The sequence below is a fragment of the Micromonospora noduli genome (genome assembly GCF_003264475.1).
GTDB classification, from domain to species: Bacteria; Actinomycetota; Actinomycetes; order Mycobacteriales; family Micromonosporaceae; genus Micromonospora; species Micromonospora noduli.
Genome location: NZ_PYAC01000008.1, coordinates 120,453 through 138,486 on the forward strand (window position 1 = coordinate 120,453; position 18,034 = coordinate 138,486).

Annotated in this window: 19 protein-coding genes; 11 read left to right on the top strand and 8 right to left on the bottom strand. The window is 71.9% G+C overall.

Annotation, left to right across the window (positions count from 1 at the left end; translation table 11 throughout):
* The first annotated feature begins 39 nt into the window (after positions 1-39).
* The gene (locus MED15_RS10940; RefSeq protein WP_112735687.1) at positions 40-408 is read left to right on the top strand and encodes a MerR family transcriptional regulator; all 369 of its coding nucleotides are present in this window, start codon (positions 40-42) and stop codon (positions 406-408) included.
* On the opposite strand, the gene MED15_RS10945 is transcribed toward MED15_RS10940, so the two are convergent.
* Positions 371-1,474 carry a hypothetical protein gene (locus MED15_RS10945; RefSeq protein WP_112735502.1) on the bottom strand — a complete coding sequence of 368 codons (1,104 nt, stop codon included), beginning with the start codon at positions 1,472-1,474 and terminating at the stop codon, positions 371-373. The genes MED15_RS10940 and MED15_RS10945 overlap by 38 nt on opposite strands.
* Positions 1,475-1,615: 141 nt before the next feature.
* Here MED15_RS10945 and MED15_RS10950 point away from each other — a divergent pair, with 141 nt between their 5' ends.
* From MED15_RS10950 to MED15_RS10960, 3 genes are all read left to right on the top strand, one after another.
* Positions 1,616-2,368 (top strand): TIGR03089 family protein, encoded by a 753-nt coding sequence (locus MED15_RS10950; RefSeq protein WP_112735689.1) that lies wholly within the window; start codon positions 1,616-1,618, stop codon positions 2,366-2,368.
* A 159-nt stretch (positions 2,369-2,527) separates the two neighbouring features.
* Complete coding sequence (locus tag MED15_RS10955; RefSeq protein ID WP_112733038.1) at positions 2,528-3,490, top strand: zinc metalloprotease; 963 nt, start codon at positions 2,528-2,530, stop codon at positions 3,488-3,490.
* 159 nt (positions 3,491-3,649) lie between these two features.
* Positions 3,650-4,363: a hypothetical protein gene (locus MED15_RS10960; RefSeq protein WP_146766709.1), complete on the top strand. Its 714-nt coding sequence runs from the start codon at positions 3,650-3,652 to the stop codon at positions 4,361-4,363.
* A gap of 104 nt (positions 4,364-4,467) precedes the next feature.
* On the opposite strand, the gene MED15_RS10965 is transcribed toward MED15_RS10960, so the two are convergent.
* Positions 4,468-4,839, bottom strand: a complete 372-nt coding sequence (locus MED15_RS10965) for a DUF4267 domain-containing protein (protein ID WP_112735691.1) — start codon at positions 4,837-4,839, stop codon at positions 4,468-4,470.
* A gap of 88 nt (positions 4,840-4,927) precedes the next feature.
* On the opposite strand from MED15_RS10965, the gene MED15_RS10970 reads away from it, so the two are divergent.
* Complete coding sequence (locus MED15_RS10970; protein WP_112585830.1) at positions 4,928-5,500, top strand: TetR/AcrR family transcriptional regulator; 573 nt, start codon at positions 4,928-4,930, stop codon at positions 5,498-5,500.
* 21 nt (positions 5,501-5,521) lie between these two features.
* Here MED15_RS10970 and MED15_RS10975 read toward each other — a convergent pair whose 3' ends face one another.
* Positions 5,522-5,788, bottom strand: a complete 267-nt coding sequence (locus MED15_RS10975; RefSeq protein ID WP_112585832.1) for a hypothetical protein — start codon at positions 5,786-5,788, stop codon at positions 5,522-5,524.
* A 293-nt stretch (positions 5,789-6,081) separates the two neighbouring features.
* Here MED15_RS10975 and MED15_RS10980 point away from each other — a divergent pair, with 293 nt between their 5' ends.
* A complete protein-coding gene (locus MED15_RS10980) occupies positions 6,082-6,291 on the top strand; it encodes a GntR family transcriptional regulator (RefSeq protein ID WP_112585834.1) in 210 nt (69 codons plus the stop codon).
* A 268-nt stretch (positions 6,292-6,559) separates the two neighbouring features.
* Here the strand turns inward: MED15_RS10980 and MED15_RS10985 are convergent, their stop codons facing one another.
* Entirely contained in the window at positions 6,560-8,239 is a 1,680-nt protein-coding gene (locus MED15_RS10985) for a DNA repair helicase XPB (RefSeq protein WP_091395299.1), read from the bottom strand.
* A gap of 172 nt (positions 8,240-8,411) precedes the next feature.
* Between MED15_RS10985 and MED15_RS10990 the strand changes: the two genes are divergently transcribed.
* Together MED15_RS10990 and MED15_RS10995 are read left to right on the top strand one after the other, a co-directional pair.
* Positions 8,412-9,290, top strand: a complete 879-nt coding sequence (locus MED15_RS10990) for a L,D-transpeptidase family protein (protein WP_112735507.1) — start codon at positions 8,412-8,414, stop codon at positions 9,288-9,290.
* 96 nt (positions 9,291-9,386) lie between these two features.
* The gene (locus tag MED15_RS10995; protein WP_091395293.1) at positions 9,387-9,623 is read left to right on the top strand and encodes a hypothetical protein; all 237 of its coding nucleotides are present in this window, start codon (positions 9,387-9,389) and stop codon (positions 9,621-9,623) included.
* Between the two features lie 24 nt (positions 9,624-9,647).
* Here the strand turns inward: MED15_RS10995 and MED15_RS11000 are convergent, their stop codons facing one another.
* Complete coding sequence (locus MED15_RS11000; protein WP_112735509.1) at positions 9,648-12,131, bottom strand: helicase-associated domain-containing protein; 2,484 nt, start codon at positions 12,129-12,131, stop codon at positions 9,648-9,650.
* 83 nt (positions 12,132-12,214) lie between these two features.
* On the opposite strand from MED15_RS11000, the gene MED15_RS11005 reads away from it, so the two are divergent.
* Both MED15_RS11005 and MED15_RS11010 read left to right on the top strand, forming a co-directional pair.
* Positions 12,215-12,838, top strand: a complete 624-nt coding sequence (locus MED15_RS11005; RefSeq protein ID WP_091395288.1) for an HAD family hydrolase — start codon at positions 12,215-12,217, stop codon at positions 12,836-12,838.
* A gap of 27 nt (positions 12,839-12,865) precedes the next feature.
* Entirely contained in the window at positions 12,866-13,252 is a 387-nt protein-coding gene (locus tag MED15_RS11010) for a cold-shock protein (protein ID WP_074316242.1), read from the top strand.
* On the opposite strand, the gene MED15_RS11015 is transcribed toward MED15_RS11010, so the two are convergent.
* Entirely contained in the window at positions 13,213-14,061 is an 849-nt protein-coding gene (locus MED15_RS11015) for a 1,4-dihydroxy-6-naphtoate synthase (RefSeq protein ID WP_112735511.1), read from the bottom strand. The genes MED15_RS11010 and MED15_RS11015 overlap by 40 nt on opposite strands.
* A 767-nt stretch (positions 14,062-14,828) precedes the next feature.
* On the opposite strand from MED15_RS11015, the gene MED15_RS11030 reads away from it, so the two are divergent.
* A complete protein-coding gene (locus MED15_RS11030; RefSeq protein ID WP_208646611.1) occupies positions 14,829-15,698 on the top strand; it encodes a helix-turn-helix domain-containing protein in 870 nt (289 codons plus the stop codon).
* A gap of 44 nt (positions 15,699-15,742) precedes the next feature.
* On the opposite strand, the gene MED15_RS11035 is transcribed toward MED15_RS11030, so the two are convergent.
* Complete coding sequence (locus MED15_RS11035; RefSeq protein ID WP_112735515.1) at positions 15,743-16,393, bottom strand: futalosine hydrolase; 651 nt, start codon at positions 16,391-16,393, stop codon at positions 15,743-15,745.
* Entirely contained in the window at positions 16,390-17,991 is a 1,602-nt protein-coding gene (locus MED15_RS11040) for an MFS transporter (protein WP_112581832.1), read from the bottom strand. The genes MED15_RS11035 and MED15_RS11040 overlap by 4 nt, the downstream gene beginning before the upstream one ends.
* Between the last annotated feature and the right edge of the window lie 43 nt (positions 17,992-18,034).

Consider the following 18,034-nt stretch of genomic DNA (forward strand, 5'->3'; position numbering starts at 1 on the left):
GCCGTTGACGTGAAGGTCAAGCGCTGGTCTGCTCTGGGTGTGCGGATCAGTGAACTGGCGCGGCAGGCCGGCACCACCCCACGGGCCCTGCGCTACTACGAGGAGCAGGGGCTGTTGCGACCGGCCCGTCTCGCGAGCGGCTACCGCTACTACGAGCCGCAGGCGGTGGGCACGGTGCGGCACATCCAACTGTTGCTGTCCGCCGGTTTGAACACCACGGCGATCGCCGAGATCCTTCCCTGCATCCCCGATGACGTGACCGTGCTGGCCCCCACCTGCCCCGAACTCCTCGACGCGCTCGCGGTGGAGCGCAACCGGATCACCACGTCCATCGACCGGCTCGCCGCCGCTCGTGCTGTCCTGGACCGGCTCATCCAGGCCGGCTCTGGGGCCCGCGACCAGCCCTGATCACCGTCCGGTGAGGCGCGGCCAGCCGCCACCAGGCGCCACCCACCAGGGCCACGGTGACGACGCTGACCGCGATGTCGCCGGCCAGGGCCGCCGCCGGGCTCGCCGGGGAGTACGGCGGCACCAGGTACGCGAACGCCGCGGCGGTGACCAGGCCCGCAGTGCCCGCAACGAGCACGTGCCGCTCCCCCCAACCGCTGCGCGACGACCAGTACGCGATCAGCCCTCCGGCGGCGGCGGCGAGCGTCAGCGCGATGGCCACCCCCGGCCAACCAGGTGTCAGGTCAGCGCCGAAGCGGACGACGACGACCAGCAGACCCACCCAGAGCGGGTGGGGTGCCCTACGGGAGCGCCGGGTCGCCCCGACGCTCGACGGATCGGTGGGCCGCGGCCGTGGCTTCCGCCAGGAGGGAAGCAGAGCGGCACCGATGAGGACGATGATCACCGTGCCGGCGAAGGCGAGCTGAAGCGGGCTGGCCAGGAAATTCTTCCGGCCCTCCGAGGAGGTGAAGACCAGCAGGCTGCCGAGCAGGTAGACCACGGCGACCACCACCAACCCGGGCCGGCTCAGCCACGGCCGCAGCCGCCGCCCCGGCGCGAGGAACGACTCGATGAGCACGATCGGCGCGCAGATGGTCAGCAGAATGTGGTTGCCCACGTAGTCGAACGCCTGCCGGAGGCTGAATTCGAGCCCCGGCACCAGCGTCGCCTCGGCGGCGGCTCGGGTGTCGGCGTACTGGGTGTCGTCGAGGTAGTCGGGGTTGAACAGCGACTGGTCGACCAGCCCGGCCTGGAGTACGCCGAACGCGGCGGCGAGCAGCACCATGGTCGGCCAGCCCGCGCCGAGGTGCCGGGCGGTTTCCCGGATGAGGATCGCCGCGCCGCCGTACATCGGGCCCAGGAAGATCAGCACCGGAAGGAAGTCGTCGATGGCGAAGCCACCCCACGAGCACTCGGCCGCCCACGGCGCGAGCAGCAGCAACGCGATGACCGGCAGAAGCCGTCGGCGCAGAGGCAGACGGGCGGCGGGAGGGTCGGCGGTGACGGGTTCGGGTCCGGTCGGCATGGGCGCTCCTCGGCGGCGTTTCGGGGGTTCCCTGCACCGTGCGCGGGCCACCCGGTCACCCGATACGGCCATCGGCCGACGACCGGTGCGACCAAAGTCGTTGAGTACTGTGGTGCCGACGTCGACCCGGGGAGCGTGGAGATGCAGCCAACCGTCACGGCCAACCTGGCGGCCCGGCCCGTCGAGGCCGAGCGTCCGCTGCTCAGCTACCGCGACGAGGCGACCGGCGAGCGCGTCGACCTGACCGCACAGCAGGTCGGCCAATGGACGGCACGCAGCGCGAGCCTGCTGCGGGACGGCTGCGGTCTCGGCCCCGGCAGCCGCGTAGCGGTCCTGCTGCCGCCGCACTGGCGTACCGCAGCGGTGTTGTTGGGCGCCTGGGCCTCGGGCCTGGCGGTGTCGTTCCGACCGCGCGCCACCGCGGGCCTGGCGGTGCTCGAACCGGGCGGCGACCGGCCGTTCGATGCGGTCTTCGTGACGCCGGAGCGGCAGGACGACTGGCTGGAGGACGTGCCGGACGCGCCGCACCGCTATCTCGTCGGCACCGGGCCGGGGCGGCTGGACGACGTGCCGTTGGGCTGGTTGGACTGGTCGGCCGAGGTGCTTCGGCACGGCGACGGCGCGCCCGACCACACCGCCATCCACCCGTCGGACCCGGCCACGGCGGACGGCACCACCTACGGTCAGTGGGGTGCGCTCGCCCAGGAGTTCGCCACGATGCTGGACCTGCGCGCCGGCGACCGGCTGCTGGTCGACGCCGCCGAGACCGAGCAGCCGCTGAAGTGGTTGCTCGCGCCGCTCTCGGCCGGCGCGTCAGTGGTCATCAGCGCCAACCTTGACCCGGCGCGGCGGGACGCGGTGGTCGCCGCCGAACAGGTGACCCGGGTTCTCTGACCTCCGCCGGAGCGCCCAAACAGCGCTCGCCGATCCGGTTCCGTTACATCGCCATCTGCCCTGCTCAGAGGGTCTTTTGTCGATGCCGCCGGCGTGTTCTCATACCCGAACAGCGACGTCATCGACCCCGCACCGCCTCCCTCATCGAAAGGTGCACCGATGCGCAGAAGACAAACCTTCCGACTGGCGGTCCTCACCGCCACCGCCGCGACGTTCCTGGCGTCCGGCGGTGCCTCCGGGGCGCTCGCCACGGCCGCGCCAGCGACCGCCTCCCCGGGCGTCACCGCGTGTGAGCCAGGCGCCGACGCGCACAGCGCAGCCCGGCTGGCCGAGGGCGCCACCGCCCAGGAACCGGAGCTGTACTCCACTAACGAAGCCAACGCCTACGGCGTGATCAAGGACGCGCCGCGCCTGCCGAACGGCAGTGTCACAGTGCCGACGGTCTTCCACATGATCTCCGACCATCCGCTCACCGCGGCCGAGACGACCAGGTGGAACACCCTGATCGCCGCGCAGATGACGGTGCTCAACGACTCGTTCGCGGGCCGCACGGCTGGAGACGCCGCCAACACTCCGTTCCGGTTCTCGCTCGTCGACACGACGTGGACGGTGAACAGCGCCTGGTACACGGTCGTGCCGGGCAAGAACGAGCGGGACATGAAGAAGGCGCTGTACACCGGCGACTCGGAGACCCTGAACGTGTACGCGGCCAACATCGGCGGCGGGCTGCTCGGCTGGGCGTACTTCCCGAAGGGCTACAACAACGGGCGCGACTACATCGACGGCGTGGTGATGCTCGACGAGTCGATGCCGGGCGGTACGGCCGGCAAGTACGCCCTGGGTGACACGCTGACGCACGAGGTCGGGCACTGGCTGATGCTGGAGCACACCTTCGCGCACGGCTGCTCCGCCTCCGGCGATTTTGTCGCGGACACCCCGCGCGAGGCGGCGCCGCAGTTCGACTGCCCGGTGGGCGCGGACTCCTGCACCGCGCCCGGGCTCGACCCGATCCACAACTTCATGGACTACACGCAGGACTCCTGCATGAACATGTTCACCGCCGGCCAGGCCGACCGGATGAGCGACGCCTGGGTGGCGTTCCGGACCGGCGGGGCCGGATAGCCCACTGGAGGTCGGGGGCCGGCGGGTCGCTCTGCGGCGAACCGTCGGCCCCGATCGCTTCACCCTTCCGGTGGAGCCCGCTCGTTCCGCCGATCCTCACGTTCTGCCTGCTCCTACGCTTCGCCGAAGGCATCTGGCACTTTCATCGGCGGAGGACACATGGCGTCGGGGCGTACACGTCGGACACTGGTGGCGGTGGTCGCCGGTGGACTGTTCGCCCTCGGTGTGGTCGCGCCCGGCCCGGCGGCAGCGCCACCGCCCCGCGCGGCCCAGGCCGACGGCCCGACCGTTCCCGAGCCGCGCCCACCGCTGCTCCCCGCCGACTTCCAGGGCACCGGCCGGTACATCGTGCGGGACCTCGGCATCGACGTGCCGTTCTCCTGGCAGGGCCGCGACGGCAACAGCCAGATGACCGCCGGCGGCCCGGACCATCCGATCTGGTTCACGAACCTGATCTACGAGAACACGCTCTACACGCTCACCTACAGGTGGCCGAACATCCCGCTGTTTCCGCCCCGTGCGTGCAGCAAAATCCCGGGGTTCTTCAACCGGCAGATCTTCAACGACAAGCTGAAGACCGCTCGCTACGTGGGGCCGGAGATCCTGCAAGGTGAGAAGGACAGGCACGTGGACCACTGGCGGGTGGGGGTCGTCGGCGGTTCCACAGTGCCGGGGGAGTTCTTCCGGTTCCCGATCGCGCTCGGCGACATCTACGTTGACCAGCACGACCCGAGCCGGTGGTGGCAGGTGTTGCAGTTCGGCCTGCAGAACCTCTTCGACCCGGAGCTGGACGAGTGGTTCACCATGGACACCTTCGACCACCGCCCCGGCGAGGTCACCCTCCCCGACCGCTGCCCACCCCCCACGTCGTGACCCGTCGACTGCGTTGATCAAGAGGTTTGCGTCATCATCAGGCCGATCGATGACGCGAACCTCTTGATCAACACGGGTGGGGTCGGGGCCGGGGCGAGCCCTGGTTACAGGGCGAACAGCAGGGCGGCGTCCAGGAGGACGACGAGGGCGGTGGCGAAGTGGATGCCGAAGGCGACGGCCTTCGTTCCACCGTTCCGCAGCACGATGACTGTGTCGCCCAGCGGGACGAGCGCGACGATCAGCATGAACCACGCGACAGCGTCGGCGGTCGTGAAGGCGATCAGGGCGAGGCCGAGCAGCCCGAACGTGAGGTCCTTGAGTCCTTTGACAGTCAGGTAGGCGGGGTCGCCGTCCGGGCGGGCCGGCACGCCGTACCCGGCGGCGGCGGCCTGCGGTACCAGCAGGAACCGCGCACCGATGAAGACGACGAAGAGGCTGAGTACGACGGCGAGCCCGTAGGCGAGGGGTGCCAGCATGATCTGCTCCAATTTCTAGCGCTGCTAGATACAAGAGCGACGCTAGCAGAGCGCCGAAAGGAACGCTAGCGCTGCTAGGATGGCTGTCATGTCGACTCAGGGACGCCGGGAGCGCGAGCGGGCGGAACGGCAACGGGCGATCATCGCCGCAGCACGCGACCTGGCTCTGGCGGAAGGCTGGGACGCGGTGACCACCCGGCGGCTCGCCGCCGAGATCGAGTACAGCCAGCCCGTCCTCTACAGCCACTTCAAGGGCAAGGACGCCATCATGGCGGCGGTCGCCGTCGAGGGTTTCGCCGAACTGGCCGCCAGGCTCGTCTCAGCCCGAGCGTCGGCCGCCGATCCCCGTCAGGCGGTCGCCGACGTCGCGGCGGCGTACGCCGCTTTCGCCGAGCAGCGGCCCGCGATCTACGACGCGATGTTCACCCTCGCCGTGGACCTGCCGTTCGCCAGCCAGGACGTGCCGACCGACCTGGCCCGAGGCTTCGCCGAGTTGGCGGAGACGGTGCGTCCGTTCGTCGGGGACGACGACCTGGAGGCGGTCACCGAGACGTTCTGGAGCGGCCTGCACGGCCTGGTCACACTGATGCGCAGCGGCCGGCTCCGCCGCGCCGACCACGACCGCCGACTGGCGGTGTTGGTGGACCGCTTCGCCCGGTGAGCGTTGCCGCGCGCACCGAATTCACCGTCCGCCGGGCCTGGGCGTACGTCGGGCGCAGGGCGCGAGGTGGTCGACCGGCAGGGCGCACCGCGCACCGCCGGGCAGTGGCCGATCGCAGAAGACCCAATGTCGTACGCCCTGCTGGTCCTCCGCCGAAACGGTCACCCCGCCCGGCTCGACCCGCGCGCTGAGCCGGACCAGCACCCGAGCTGCGGTACGCGCGAAGATCCTGGCGCGCAGCAGGTCGGGCGCGATGATCGGCAGGTGGATCACCCAACGCTCACTCATCGGTAGCGGCACCGATCGAGGATCTCCCAGGGGCTGCGGCGACTCTTCCCGCCTTCTCGTCGGAGGCGGTTCGTCGCGTCGACTCGCCAGCCGAGAGGCGCCAACCGACCGCAGCAGCACCGCATCACCGAGAGCGACGCTACCGATACTGAGTCACCTATGTCAAGGACGTCTCCGAGTCACCTACCCGCCTACGTCACTCGCGGTACATGCGTTGCCTACGTCGAACTGGCTGATCAATACTGGGCGAGCCAACCGACTGCAAGGGGCTCCACGTGCCTATCCCGCCCACAATGGACGAGCTGCTCGACGATCTCCTGAAGAAGATCAAGGATGGGACCTATGCGCAGGGGTCACAGCTTCCGTCCGGGCGCGTGCTGGCAGACGAATACGACGTCTCGCAGTCCACGATCAGCCGTGCGGTGGCGAAGCTGCGGAAAGAGGGCGTGCTCGTCGGGCGTCCGGGGCGCGGGGTCTTCGTCGCGGAGTCCCGCAAGCGCTGACGCTCGCCGACTGCCCGGAGCGCGTTGCGCGAGGCGTGACTGCCGGCGTTGCCCGTGGCCGAAGTCCACGCCGGAAGGCTGATTCGTCTACGACATCAGCTCGATAGGGAGCGCGCGAGACACCACGTCCCCGCCCCGCGCCCGCGCCCACCGCGCTGATCGACTCGGCTTTCAGGAAACCGGGGCATCGGAGCGCCCCGGACACCGCGACTTCCTGGAAACCGAGTCGATCAAGGCTGGAAAGCCGAATCGATCGAGGCCGCGCGGGTCAGTCGACGGTCGGGAGCTTCGGGCCGAGGACGTCGTCGGCGTCGACGATGGTGTACGCGTAGCCCTGCTCGGCGAGGAAACGCTGCCGGTGTGCCGCGTACTCCGTGTCGATCGTGTCCCGGGACACCACCGTGTAGAAGTGCGCCTGCCGGCCGTCGGCCTTCGGGCGCAACACCCGACCGAGCCGCTGCGCCTCCTCCTGGCGTGACCCGAACGTCCCGGACACCTGGATCGCCACCGCCGCCTCGGGCAGGTCGATCGAGAAGTTGCCGACCTTCGAGATCACCAGGGTGCGCAACTCACCGGACCGGAACGCGTCGAACAGCCGCTCCCGCTCCTTGTTGGTGGTCGAGCCCTGGATGATCGGCGCGTCGAGGTACTCGCCGAGCTGGTGCAGCTGGTCGATGTACGCGCCGATCACCAGCACCTGGTCGTCCGGGTGCCGGTCGACCAGCGCCTTGACCACCGGCAGCTTCGTGCGGGCGGTAGCCGCCATCCGGTAGCGCTCCTCCGCCTCCGCCGTCGCGTACGACATCCGCTCCGCGTCGGTCAGCGTCACCCGGACCTCGGTGCACTCGGCCGGTGCGATCCAGCCCTGCGACTCGATGTCCTTCCACGGCGCGTCGTACCGCTTGGGCCCGATCAGGCTGAACACGTCACCCTCGCGGCCGTCCTCGCGTACCAGAGTCGCAGTCAGGCCCAGCCGGCGGCGGGCCTGGAGGTCCGCGGTGAACCGGAAGATCGGCGCGGGCAGCAGGTGCACCTCGTCGTAGACGACCAGGCCCCAGTCGCGGGCCCCGAAGAGGTCCAGGTGGGTGAACGCGCCGCCGCGCCGCGAGGTGAGCACCTGGTACGTGGCGATGGTGACCGGGCGGATCTCCTTGCGCTCGCCGGAGTACTCGCCGATCTCCTCCTCGGTCAGCGAGGTACGGGCGATCAACTCCCGCTTCCACTGCCGGCCGGCGACCGTGTTGGTGACCAGGATCAGGGTGGTCGCCTTCGCCTCGGCCATCGCCGCCGCGCCGACCAGGGTCTTGCCGGCGCCGCAGGGCAGCACCACCACCCCCGACCCGCCGGCCCAGAACGCCTCGACGGCCTCCCGCTGGTACGACCGCAGCGTCCACGGCTTGCGCCCGTCCTTGCCGGCCTCGGCCAGCTCGATCGGGTGCGCCTCACCGTCGACGTAACCGGCCAGGTCCTCCGCCGGCCAACCCAGCTTGAGCAGCGCCTGCTTGAGCCGGCCACGCTCGGACGGGTGCACCCGGATGGTGTCGTCGTCGATCTTGTCGCCGAGCATCCCGGCGAGCTTCTTGCTCTTGGCCACCTCGATCAGCACCAGCCGGTCCAGTGCGCGCAGCACCAGCCCGTACGCCGGGTCGTTGGCGAGCTGAAGCCGGCCGTACCGGTCCATCGTCTCGGCCACGTCCACCAGCAGCGCGTGCGGCACCGGGTAACGCGAGTACTTGAGCAGCGAATCCACGACACCCTCGGCGTCGTGGCCCGCCGCGCGGGCGTTCCACAGACCCAGTGGGGTCAGCCGGTAGGTGTGCACGTGCTCCGGCGAGCGTTCCAGCTCCGCGAACGGCGCGATCGCCATCCGGCAGGCCTGCGCGTCGGGGTGGTCGATCTCCAGCAGCAGGGTCTTGTCCGACTGCACGATCAGTGGTCCACCGCTCACGCCAGCGTCCTCTCCTCGGTTGGCCGACCGGCCCGAACGGGTCGCATACCCGCTGCTGGCCGACCATCCAGTGTTGCACGATGCGGGACGGCGGAAGAAAGATGCTCACCGGGCGCAACCGTGACGGCACTCACGAACGTCTAGTAAAGGGACGACTGTCTGGGGAGGGCCCATGAAGCATGTCCGGATCACTTCCCGGCTGGTTGCCCTCGTGGTGGTCGTGCTGGTCGGCGCGGGAGCGTGCGCGTTCGATCCGCAGTCCGGCGGGAGTGGTGGCGGGGGAGCCGCCCCAGCCGGTGCCGCGGAACAGGCAACGGGGGCGGGCGACACACCCGGGGCCGACCAGCACGGCCGGCCCACCCCGGCCTCGCCCACCCCGAAACCCTCCCGGAAACCCACGCCGAAGCCGACCCGCCCGGCACCCACGAAAACCCCCGGCACCGGTACGCCGACCGTCGCCGGCTGCCCCCAGGGGCAGCACCAGCAGGCGGTGGAGACCCACCTGGCCCGGTTGGGCGGGTTCGGGGCGGTGACCGTGGACGGCCGGCAGTCCGCCGCCGACTGCGCGGCTATCAAGAAGTTCCAGAAGAGGTACGGCATTCGCCCCGTCGAGGGTCGCGCCGGACCCACCACCCTCGACGTGGCCCAGCGCCTCGCCACCACCGACACGACCCGCTGCAAGGCCGGCACCGGCACCACGTTCTGCGTGGACCTGACCCGGCAGACCGTCTGGGCGCTCCGCGGCGGCAAGGTGATCATGGCACCGACGGTGACCCGCACCGGCATGTCCGGCTACCGCACCCCGGCCGGCACGTACGCAGTCAACTACCGCAACCCCAAGGAGTGGTCCAACCCGTACGAGGTGTGGCTGCCGTACTGGCAGCACTTCACCCAGGGGATGGGCTTCCACGAGACCACCACCTACCTGCACGACAAGTCGATCGGCTCGCACGGGTGCGTCAACCTGCTGCACGCCGACGCCGTACGGATGTGGGAGCTCGGCAAGGTCGGCACCCGGGTGGTGCTGATCGGCCGGCGCCCCGGCACCTGAGTGACACGGAACGAATCGCGGCGGTAACCCCCTGTCCGACCGGACTAACGAGTGTCACCCTTGGAGTCCAGTGCCGGACCGGCGGGGAGGCTGGGCATGACGGTCGACCGTGACGTGATCGCGGAGCACGAGCACGCACCACCCGACGAGGTGTCCCGAGCAACGGTGATCGCGTACGCCGTCGCGGCGACGCTCCTCCTCGGGTGGTTCCTCTTCGGCTGGCTGGTGCTCCAACAGGGCTTCGTGGACTCTGTCGGGGAATCCGCCGGCGCAGGCTTCGCGCTGCTGCTGATCATCTCGGTGGTCGGCACCGTACGCCGCAGCCGCCGCTGACCGACGGCGCCCGCGCGGTGGAGGTCAGTCCGCCACCACCGCCGCGGTGATCCGGTGCAGCGCGAACGTGTGCAGCATCTCGGTCCGTTCGTCCTCGGCCCGCAGGTAGCCGGCACCGATCGAGACCGGCTTGAGCAGGCGTGACGCCGTCGCCCCGTGCGCGTCGACGTAACCCACCCAGACCAGCGCCTTGTCCCGGACCGCCTGCTGGAGCACCGCCAGGGCCTCGCTGTGGGTGTGCGCCGGCACCGGGCCGCCGCCCAGCCCTGGCGCACCGCCGCGCACCACCGCCGGTGCCCGTCGGGCCGCCCGCGCCGCCGCGTCGCCTCGCCGGATGTGCTCCACCACGCCGAGCAGCCGGGGCATGGGCAGCTTCGGGGCGGCCAGCGGGTCGATCGTCCGGGTGGTCACCGACACCCGGGGCGGGGCCCGCCGGATCCGCGGCCGGGCCAGCACCGTGCTGCCGGTGCCGTCCTCCTGCACCGGGGCGTACCCCGCGTCGCGCAGAGCGCCCAGCAGCCGACCAACCTGGTACTGCGTACACAGCACCGTCGGCGCGAGCCGGCGCAGCGCCAACGACTCCAGCCGCCGGTCGGCCAACACCTCGCTGATCAGCGTCTCGTCGTCGCTGCGCAGGTACGCCCCAGCCAGGCCGACCCGCAGCCCGCCGTGCTTACGGGCCACGTCGTCGATCAGGTAGGTGAGCCCCTGCGGCACCGGGGTACGTGACCGGCGCCGGAACACGTCGTGCAGATCGTCGGCCGTGTAGCCGGAATCCAGGGCCCGCCGCACACTCGCCGTGGTGACCCGGTGCACGCTGGCCCCGCCGGCCGACTCCAGCTCGGTCATGGCCTCCAGCTCGACGGCGAGCGCCGGCTCGGGTGGGCCGGGCACCACCACGGTCAGGTCGGCCTGCACCAGGAAATGGTCGACAGGTGCGGGCAGCAGGGCGTCCAGCGCCCGAGCGGCACTGGACGGGTCGCCGCTCTCGACGTCGGCGTGCACGCCCAGCGGGTCGTCACCCCGCTCGTTGGTCGACGTCAGGTCCCCCAGCAGCAGCCGACCGTACGAGGTGAGCGCCCCCAGCCCCGTCACGCCCAGCTGTGCGGCCTCGGCCAGCACCTCCCGGTGGGCGGCGTCCCGGCCCCGGCTGCGACGCGGAGCCCGCCAGTCCAGCAGTTCCTGCACCTCCTCCGGGGTGGGTGCCGTCGCCGGCTCCAGATCGGCGAGTACGCCGAGCACCGCCCGTCGGGTGGCCGGCACGCTGGCCCGCTCGGCCTCGGAGGAGAGCACGGTGATCGGCCGGTCCCGGTCGTCACGGCGGCCCACCAGCCCCACCTGCCGGGTCATGGTCAGCCACGCTCGGGCGAGCTGCTCCCACCGTTGGGCCAGCGAGGCGGCCCGCCACACCTCGTACCCGCCGGTCGGCAGCACCTGCTGATCCGCCCCGTACCGACCGGTGGTCGCACCGGGCATCTCCAGCTCACCGAGGAGCCCTGCCGCGTACGCCACCTCCAGCAGCAGCGCTGTGGTCGGTTCGTCCAGCCCGGCGGTACGCGCCAACCGGCGCAGGTCCCGTACACCGATGCCACCCGAACGCAGCACCGGCGCGGGCTCGTCGGCGAGCTGCTCCAGCAGCCCTTCGGTGTGTCGGACCACCTCCATGGTCTGCCCGGCCCCGGCTGAGTCGACCGCCTTCGGCTCGCGAGGCGCGGTGGCCACCGGCGGTGGGCTGGTGCGCAGGGGCCCGAGGGGGCCGCTGTCGCGGCGCAGCAGGAGGCCGACCTCGCGGGGCAGCTCCACCGTTCCGCTGGCCGTGGACGAACCGGTCGTCACCGGGACCAACAACCGGTTGTCGACGAGCCACCGCACCGGGGAGCCGGTCGGGGCGCCCCCGTTGGTCGGGTCGGACAGGACCGGGTCCTCCGCGCCGAGCGGCGGCGCCTGCAATGCTCCGGGCGGCACGCTGCCCACCGGCGGGCCGGCCGCCAACCGGTCCAGGATCGCCCGGGCCGAGGGCGGGGCGGCGAGCACCGTCCGTCGGAGCTTCGCCGGGTCCGCGCAGAGCGCGGCCGTGCGCGGGTCCAGCTCCGCGGCCGGTCGGCCGAGCCCTGCGGGGTACGGGGAGACCTCGTCGACGGCGGGCAGCACCTGGAGCGCGTGCTCCGGGCCGTACAGCAGGAAGAGCGCACGCAGTCGGCCCACGGCGGCCCGGACGGCCGTCGGAGCCGGCGGTTGCGGCCCGGCGGTCGCCATCGCGAGCACGGTGTCGGTGGCCGTGGTGGCGTCGTCCGGATTCCGGGTGAGGCGGGCGGCGTCGAGGATCTGGAGGGTGAACTGGTCCAGACCGTCCAGCGCGCGGGCCACGGAGACCCGGGACTGGGCCCGGATGGCCAGGGCGGAGACGTCGGCCGGCACGGGCACGACGAGGTCGGGCCGCAGCTGGAGGAGCGCGGCCAGTGACTCGTCGGGCAGCGACCGCAGGTCGTCGGCGAGTGAGGTGGTCATCGTCTTTCCACGCTAGCCCGGTACCGGGCTTCCGCGCCCCTCGGACGTCCGGTCGACTGGGAGTAGCCGGTACGTTTCTCGACATGCCCGCACTGACCGTCGGATTCGACCTCGACATGACCCTGGTGGACTCCCGCCCCGGCATCGCTGCGGCGTACCGGGCGCTGACCGCGAGGACCGGTGTGCCGGTCGACGCCGAACTGGCGGTGTCCCGGCTCGGGCCGCCGCTGCGTACCGAGATCGCGCACTGGTTCCCACCGGAGCAGGTGGAGTCGGCGGTGCGGGTGTATCGCGAGCTCTACCCGGCGTACGCGATCACCCCGACGCTTCTGCTGCCCGGTGCGCGGGAGGCCATCGACGCGATCCGCGCGCGGGGTGGCCGGGTGCTTGTCGTCACGTCCAAGATCGGCCGGCTGGCCCGGTTGCACCTGGACCACCTCGGTCTCACGGTCGACGAGCTGGCCGGCGACCTGTTCGCCGAGCAGAAGGCGACCGCTCTGCGGGAACACGGCGCGACCCACTACGTCGGTGACCATGTCGCGGACATGGTGGCGGCGGCAGCGGCCGGGGTGCCCGGCATCGGTGTGGCGACCGGCCCCTGCTCCTCCGACGAGCTGCGCGCGGCCGGCGCGGAAGTGGTGCTGGACGAGCTCACCGAATTCCCAGCGGCGCTCGACGGGATGATCCAGCTAGCCTTGGAGCAGTAGCGGCTCAAGTGAAGCAGGGGTTTTCAGGTGCCTACGGGTCGAGTGAAGTGGTACGACACGGCCAAGGGATACGGCTTCGTCACGAGTGACGAGGGCGGCGACGTGTTCCTGCCCAAGGGGGCGCTGCCGGCGGGTGTCACCGACCTCAAGGGTGGCCAGCGGGTCGACTTCAGCGTGGTGGACAGCCGCCGGGGCGCGCAGGCCATGGGGGTCAAGCTGCTGGACGCGCCGCCGTCGATGGCAGAGCTGCGCCGTCGGCCGGCCGAGGAGCTGCACGGCCTGGTCGAAGACATGATCAAGGTGCTGGAGGCGAAGGTCCAGCCGGACCTGCGCCGGGGTCGGTACCCGGACAAGAAGGCCGCGCAGAAGATCGCTCAGCTGGTCCACGCGGTGGCGCGCGAGCTGGAGGTCTGAGGCACCAGGCCGGCGGTGGCGGCCCGGTCGAGCAGTGCCGCCACCGCGGCGAAACCGGCCTCGCCCAGGTTTGCGGTGAACTCGTTGACGTAGAGGCCGATGTGCCGGTCGACCACGTCGAGCTCCATCTCCTGGGCGTGCGCCAGCACGTACTCCCGGCTGGCCGCCGGGTCCGCCCAGGCCTGCCGGACCGACTCGCGGGTCCAGCCGGCCGCGGCCTCCGGGTCGACCACCCCGCGCCGGGCCAGGATCGCGCCGAGGGGGATGGGCAGGCCCGTATCGGCCTCCCACCATTCGCCGAGGTCGACCAGGGCGCTCAGGCCGTGTCGGTGGTAGGTGAACCGTGCCTCGTGGATGACCAACCCAGCGTCGTAGCGTCCAGCCGCCACGCCCGGCATGATCTCGTGGAACGGAACCACCTCGATCCGGGCCGGCGGCCGCCCGGCCGACCAGAGCCGGAACAGAAGGTATGCGGTCGTCCGGTCTCCCGGCACCGCCACCGTGGCACCGGTCAGGTCGGTCCGGTCCGGCCCGCCGTCACGGTCGCCCCGGGTGAGCACCAGCGGACCGCAGCCGCGACCGAGGGCGCCGCCACAGGGCAGCAGGTGGTAGTCGTCGAGCAGCCAGGGCAGCGCCGCGAAGCTCACCTTCACCAGGTCGAACGCGCCCCGCTCGGCCGCCGTGTTGGTGACGTCCACGTCGGCGTACGTCACCTCGACCGGCGGCGCGCCGGGCACCCGCCCGTGCACCAGCGCGTGGAAGACGAACGTGTCGTTGGGGCAGGGCGAGATCGCCAGGGAGAGCGCCACACCCTCACGGTAGCCCCGCCCTCCGCCCGGGGCCCGCGCCCACCCCCGCGACTGTGATCCGCGACCGTGACGCGCAGCTGTGACCCGGGGCTGTGACCCGGGGCTGTGGTCTGCAGCTGTGATCTGCGTCGGAGCGTGGCGGCGGCACGAACTGCGGTGGACGCCGCCGGGCGGAACAACGCGTGAAAACAACCGGCCCAGCAGGGTCGAGCACCCACCCCAGTCTCCCTTTGGAGCTGATGTCGTAAACGAATCGCCAGAGTCGGTGACCGTTGTCCGGAGCTCGGGCCAAAGGTGCGAGCTCGAAGGCCAGGAACCCAGGCCCAGGCCCAGGCCAAATCCAGGGCCATTCCCAGACCCAGACTTAGATCCACACCCAGATCCGGGGCCAGGGCCAGATCCGGGGCCGGAGCCGGGGCCAGGGCCAGGGCCAGATCCGGGGCCGGAGCCGGGGCCAGGGCCAGGGCCAGATCCGGGGCCGGAGCCGGGGCCAGGGCCAGATCCGGGGCCGGAGCCGGGGCCAGGGCCAGGGCCAGATCCGGGGCCGGAGCCGGGGCCAGGGCCGGGGTCGGGGTCGGGGCCGGGGTCGGGGCCGGGGGCCGGGCGATCTTGCCCGGGCCCCGAGAGGGTGGTGATGCCGCAAACGATTCAGCTCCAAAGGGCTCGCGGGAGTAGGTCATCCACCGGTCGGCGGGGTTGTCCACAGCGTTATCCACAGCTCGGCGCAGGGTGTTGATAGCTCGCTGACCAGCCGGGAACATCGGCCTGTGACCGAGGCGAGTGACCACACCGACGAGGCCGGCGGAGCCGATCTCGGGCAGGCGCTCCGTGCGCTGCGTCGGCGGGCCGATCTGAGTCAGCGGCAGTTGGCCGAGAAATCCGGGGTGCCGCAGTCGACGCTGGCCCGGATCGAGTCGGGGCGGGCGCTCGATCCCCGGTTCCGGACAGTGGAACGCCTCGTCCAGGCGGCGGGTGGGATGTTGGCCCTTGGCGTCCCAGAAACCATCTCCGGCCTCACCGAACCCGCGCCGGTCCCGCACGACGACATGCGGGACGAGGCGGGCCGCCGATACCCGGCTCACCTGGACGTCTGGCCGGTCCACGAACCTCGGGACTGGCCCGGTGCCTGGTGGGCGGAGTGGTACCGGTTGCCGCCCGAGCGGTACCCGCTCCCGTTGCCACCGGCCGCGTACGAGCTGAACCGGCGCTATCGCGACAATCGGCGGTGGGCTGCCGAGGTCCGGCGGACTGCGCAGGTGCGCCGCGTGATCAGTAGCGACCTGCCGGCCACCTGCTGGCGATACGTCGCCGAGCTTCCCGACGGCACGTTGGTCGGTGAGCTGCGGGCGCATGAGAGGAGCCCGTTCCTGGAGTACGGGGAGTGGCATCCGGACATGCCGGAGCGGGAGGTGGTGCTCGACGGCGTGCTTGTCGACGCCCGGTACCGGCGGTTGGGGCTCGGGCGTCGGCTGGTCACCGCGCTGCTGACCGCGATGCGCGAGGCGGGTATCGACGACGCGGCCGCTATCGCCGAGGGATCCGGCACCGACCTGCTGCTGGCCTGCGGCTTCGAGATCGAGGCACGCCGCCCAACCGCACTGCGCCTGGGCCACCCGGGCAAACGCTGCTTCTCCTGAACGTCCTCCGGGTCAGCGCAGCGCCGGGTCAGCGCAGCGCCGGGTCAGCGCAGCGCCGGGGCTGCTGCGGTCAGGGCGGCCAGGGCCTCGCGCAGCCGCCAGGCTTCCCGGTCGCGGGGGCCGATCGGGTTGGAGATGGTGCGCAGTTCGGCGAACGGCACCCCGGCCTGCGCCGCGGCGACCGCAACGCCGTACCCCTCCATGGCTTCGGCGACCGCTTCCGGATGCCTCCGGCGCAGCTCGTCGGTGCTGGCCGTGGAGCCGGTGACGGTGCTGACCGTGAGCACCGGGCCGGCCGTGGCCATCGGGAGGGCGGCTCGCAGTGCCGCCAACAGACCTGGGTCCGCCGGCACCCTGCTGCCCGCACCGAGCAGCGCGGGCGGCATGCCCAGCTCGTCGACCGGGATGAAGCCGTCGGGCGACTCCGCGCCCAGGTCCGCGGCGATGCTGGCGGTGCCGAGCACCGTGTCGCCGACCTCGGCCCGCCCGGTGAAGCCGCCGGCCACGCCGGCGCTGACGACCGCACGGTACGGGCGGCCAGCAGCCTCGGCCAGCGCCAGCAGCCGGGCGGTGGCGGCACCGGCGACCGCCGGGCCCACACCGATCGGGGTGACGGTCACGGTGGGGTCGGTCAGCCCGGCGCGGACCGCGTCCGCCTCGGCTGGAACCGCCGTCAACACCAGCAGACCGGTCACGAGAGTGAGCCGGGGGACTCGCGGCGGGTTTCGTCGTCGACCCCGCCACCCGGGCCGCCAACGGCCGACGACGGGCGGTAGATGTGGTAGCCCGGCGGGGCGGGGCTCGGGTCGTCGTACTGCGGTGAGCTGGTCTGGACCGGCGCCGGTGAGGTTGGTGTGGGGTCCCCGGGTTCGTCCGCCGGCTCGTCCTCGGTCAGCTCGTCGTCACCGAGCGGTCGGCCGGCCAGCTTCTCGCCGCGCAGCCGGGCGGCGGCCAGCACACCCCGGGTCGCGGCCAATACGCCGACCCCGGCGGCCACGGCGATGCCCATCCGACCATCGAACGGCACCAGCCCGAGCCCGCCGCCGGCGACGAAGGCGAGCATCAGCACCGTCTCGGAGTGGGCGAAGGAGCTGGCCCGCAACCGTTCCGGGATGCGCTCCTGGATCGAGGCGTCCACCGCCAGCTTCGCTACCCCGCTGGCCAGCGCGGCGACCAGGCAGAGCAGGGCGACCATCAGCAGCGAGAACTGGATGACGGCGAGCACCGCCACCCCGGCCACGATGATCATGCTGCTGGACTGGATGGCGGTCGGCCGGTGGATGCGCAGTCGGGTGCCGATGGCGGTGGCCAGGAAGGTGCCTACCGCGAGCGCACCGCCGACGACGCCCAACGCCCACTCGGCGCCCAGATCCCGGCCGAACACCACAGTGGTCAGGTCGCCCTTCTTGATCGCGAAGGCGAGGAAGAGCAGCAGGAAGCCGTAGAGCGCGCGTAGCGTTGCGGCGCCGATCAGGGTGGCGATCACCAGCCGGCCGGACGGTCGGCCCCGACCCAGCGGCCGGTCGCCACGGCGGCGGCCCAGCGCGCGCAGTGGCCGGGGGACGCGCTCCGGTGGCTCCGAGTCGGCCTTCGGCGGCAGCCGCAACGAGATCACCATGCCGACCAGGAAGATCAAGGACGCGACCCTCAGCGGCCACTGCGGCCCGAACCAGAACGCGGCCAACCCGATCGGGGCCACCAGCGCACCCGCGACAGTGCCGTAGACGCTGGCCCGGGCACCCACCTGGGACAGGCCGAGGCCCTCCGGCAGCAACCGGGGCACCGCCGCGGAGCGGGCCACGCCGTACGCCCGCGAGAGCGCGAGCACCCCGAACGCGGCCGGGTAGAGCCCGAAGCCGTGGATGTAGTCGGAGATCAACCAGGCCAGAAAGGCGCGGCCGAGCATCGTCGCGGCCAGGGCGTACCGCCGGCCGTGCCGGAAGTGATCCAGCAGCGGGCCCACCACCGGGGCGAGCATCGCGAACGGCACCATGGTCACCAGCAGGTAGAGCGCCACCTTGCTGCGGGCCTCGCCGAGCGGCACGTTGAAGAAGATCGTGCCGGCCAGACCGATGGCGATCAGGGTGTCGCCGGCACAGGAGAGCGCGTGCAGGTCGAACAGGCGAACCATGCCGACCTCGCCGCCGGCACCCCGGGCCCGGGCCCGCCCGGCCCGGCGGGTCACCCAGCGGCCGCTGCCCACCGAACCGCGAAACAGCAGACGGACGGCGCGAATGCCGGTGCCGACGGTCCGCCCGAGGACGGAACGCCCGGAGCGGGAGTACGACGGCATGTGCACCATCCTCGCCCATCTGATCCGGGTACGCCGCACCACC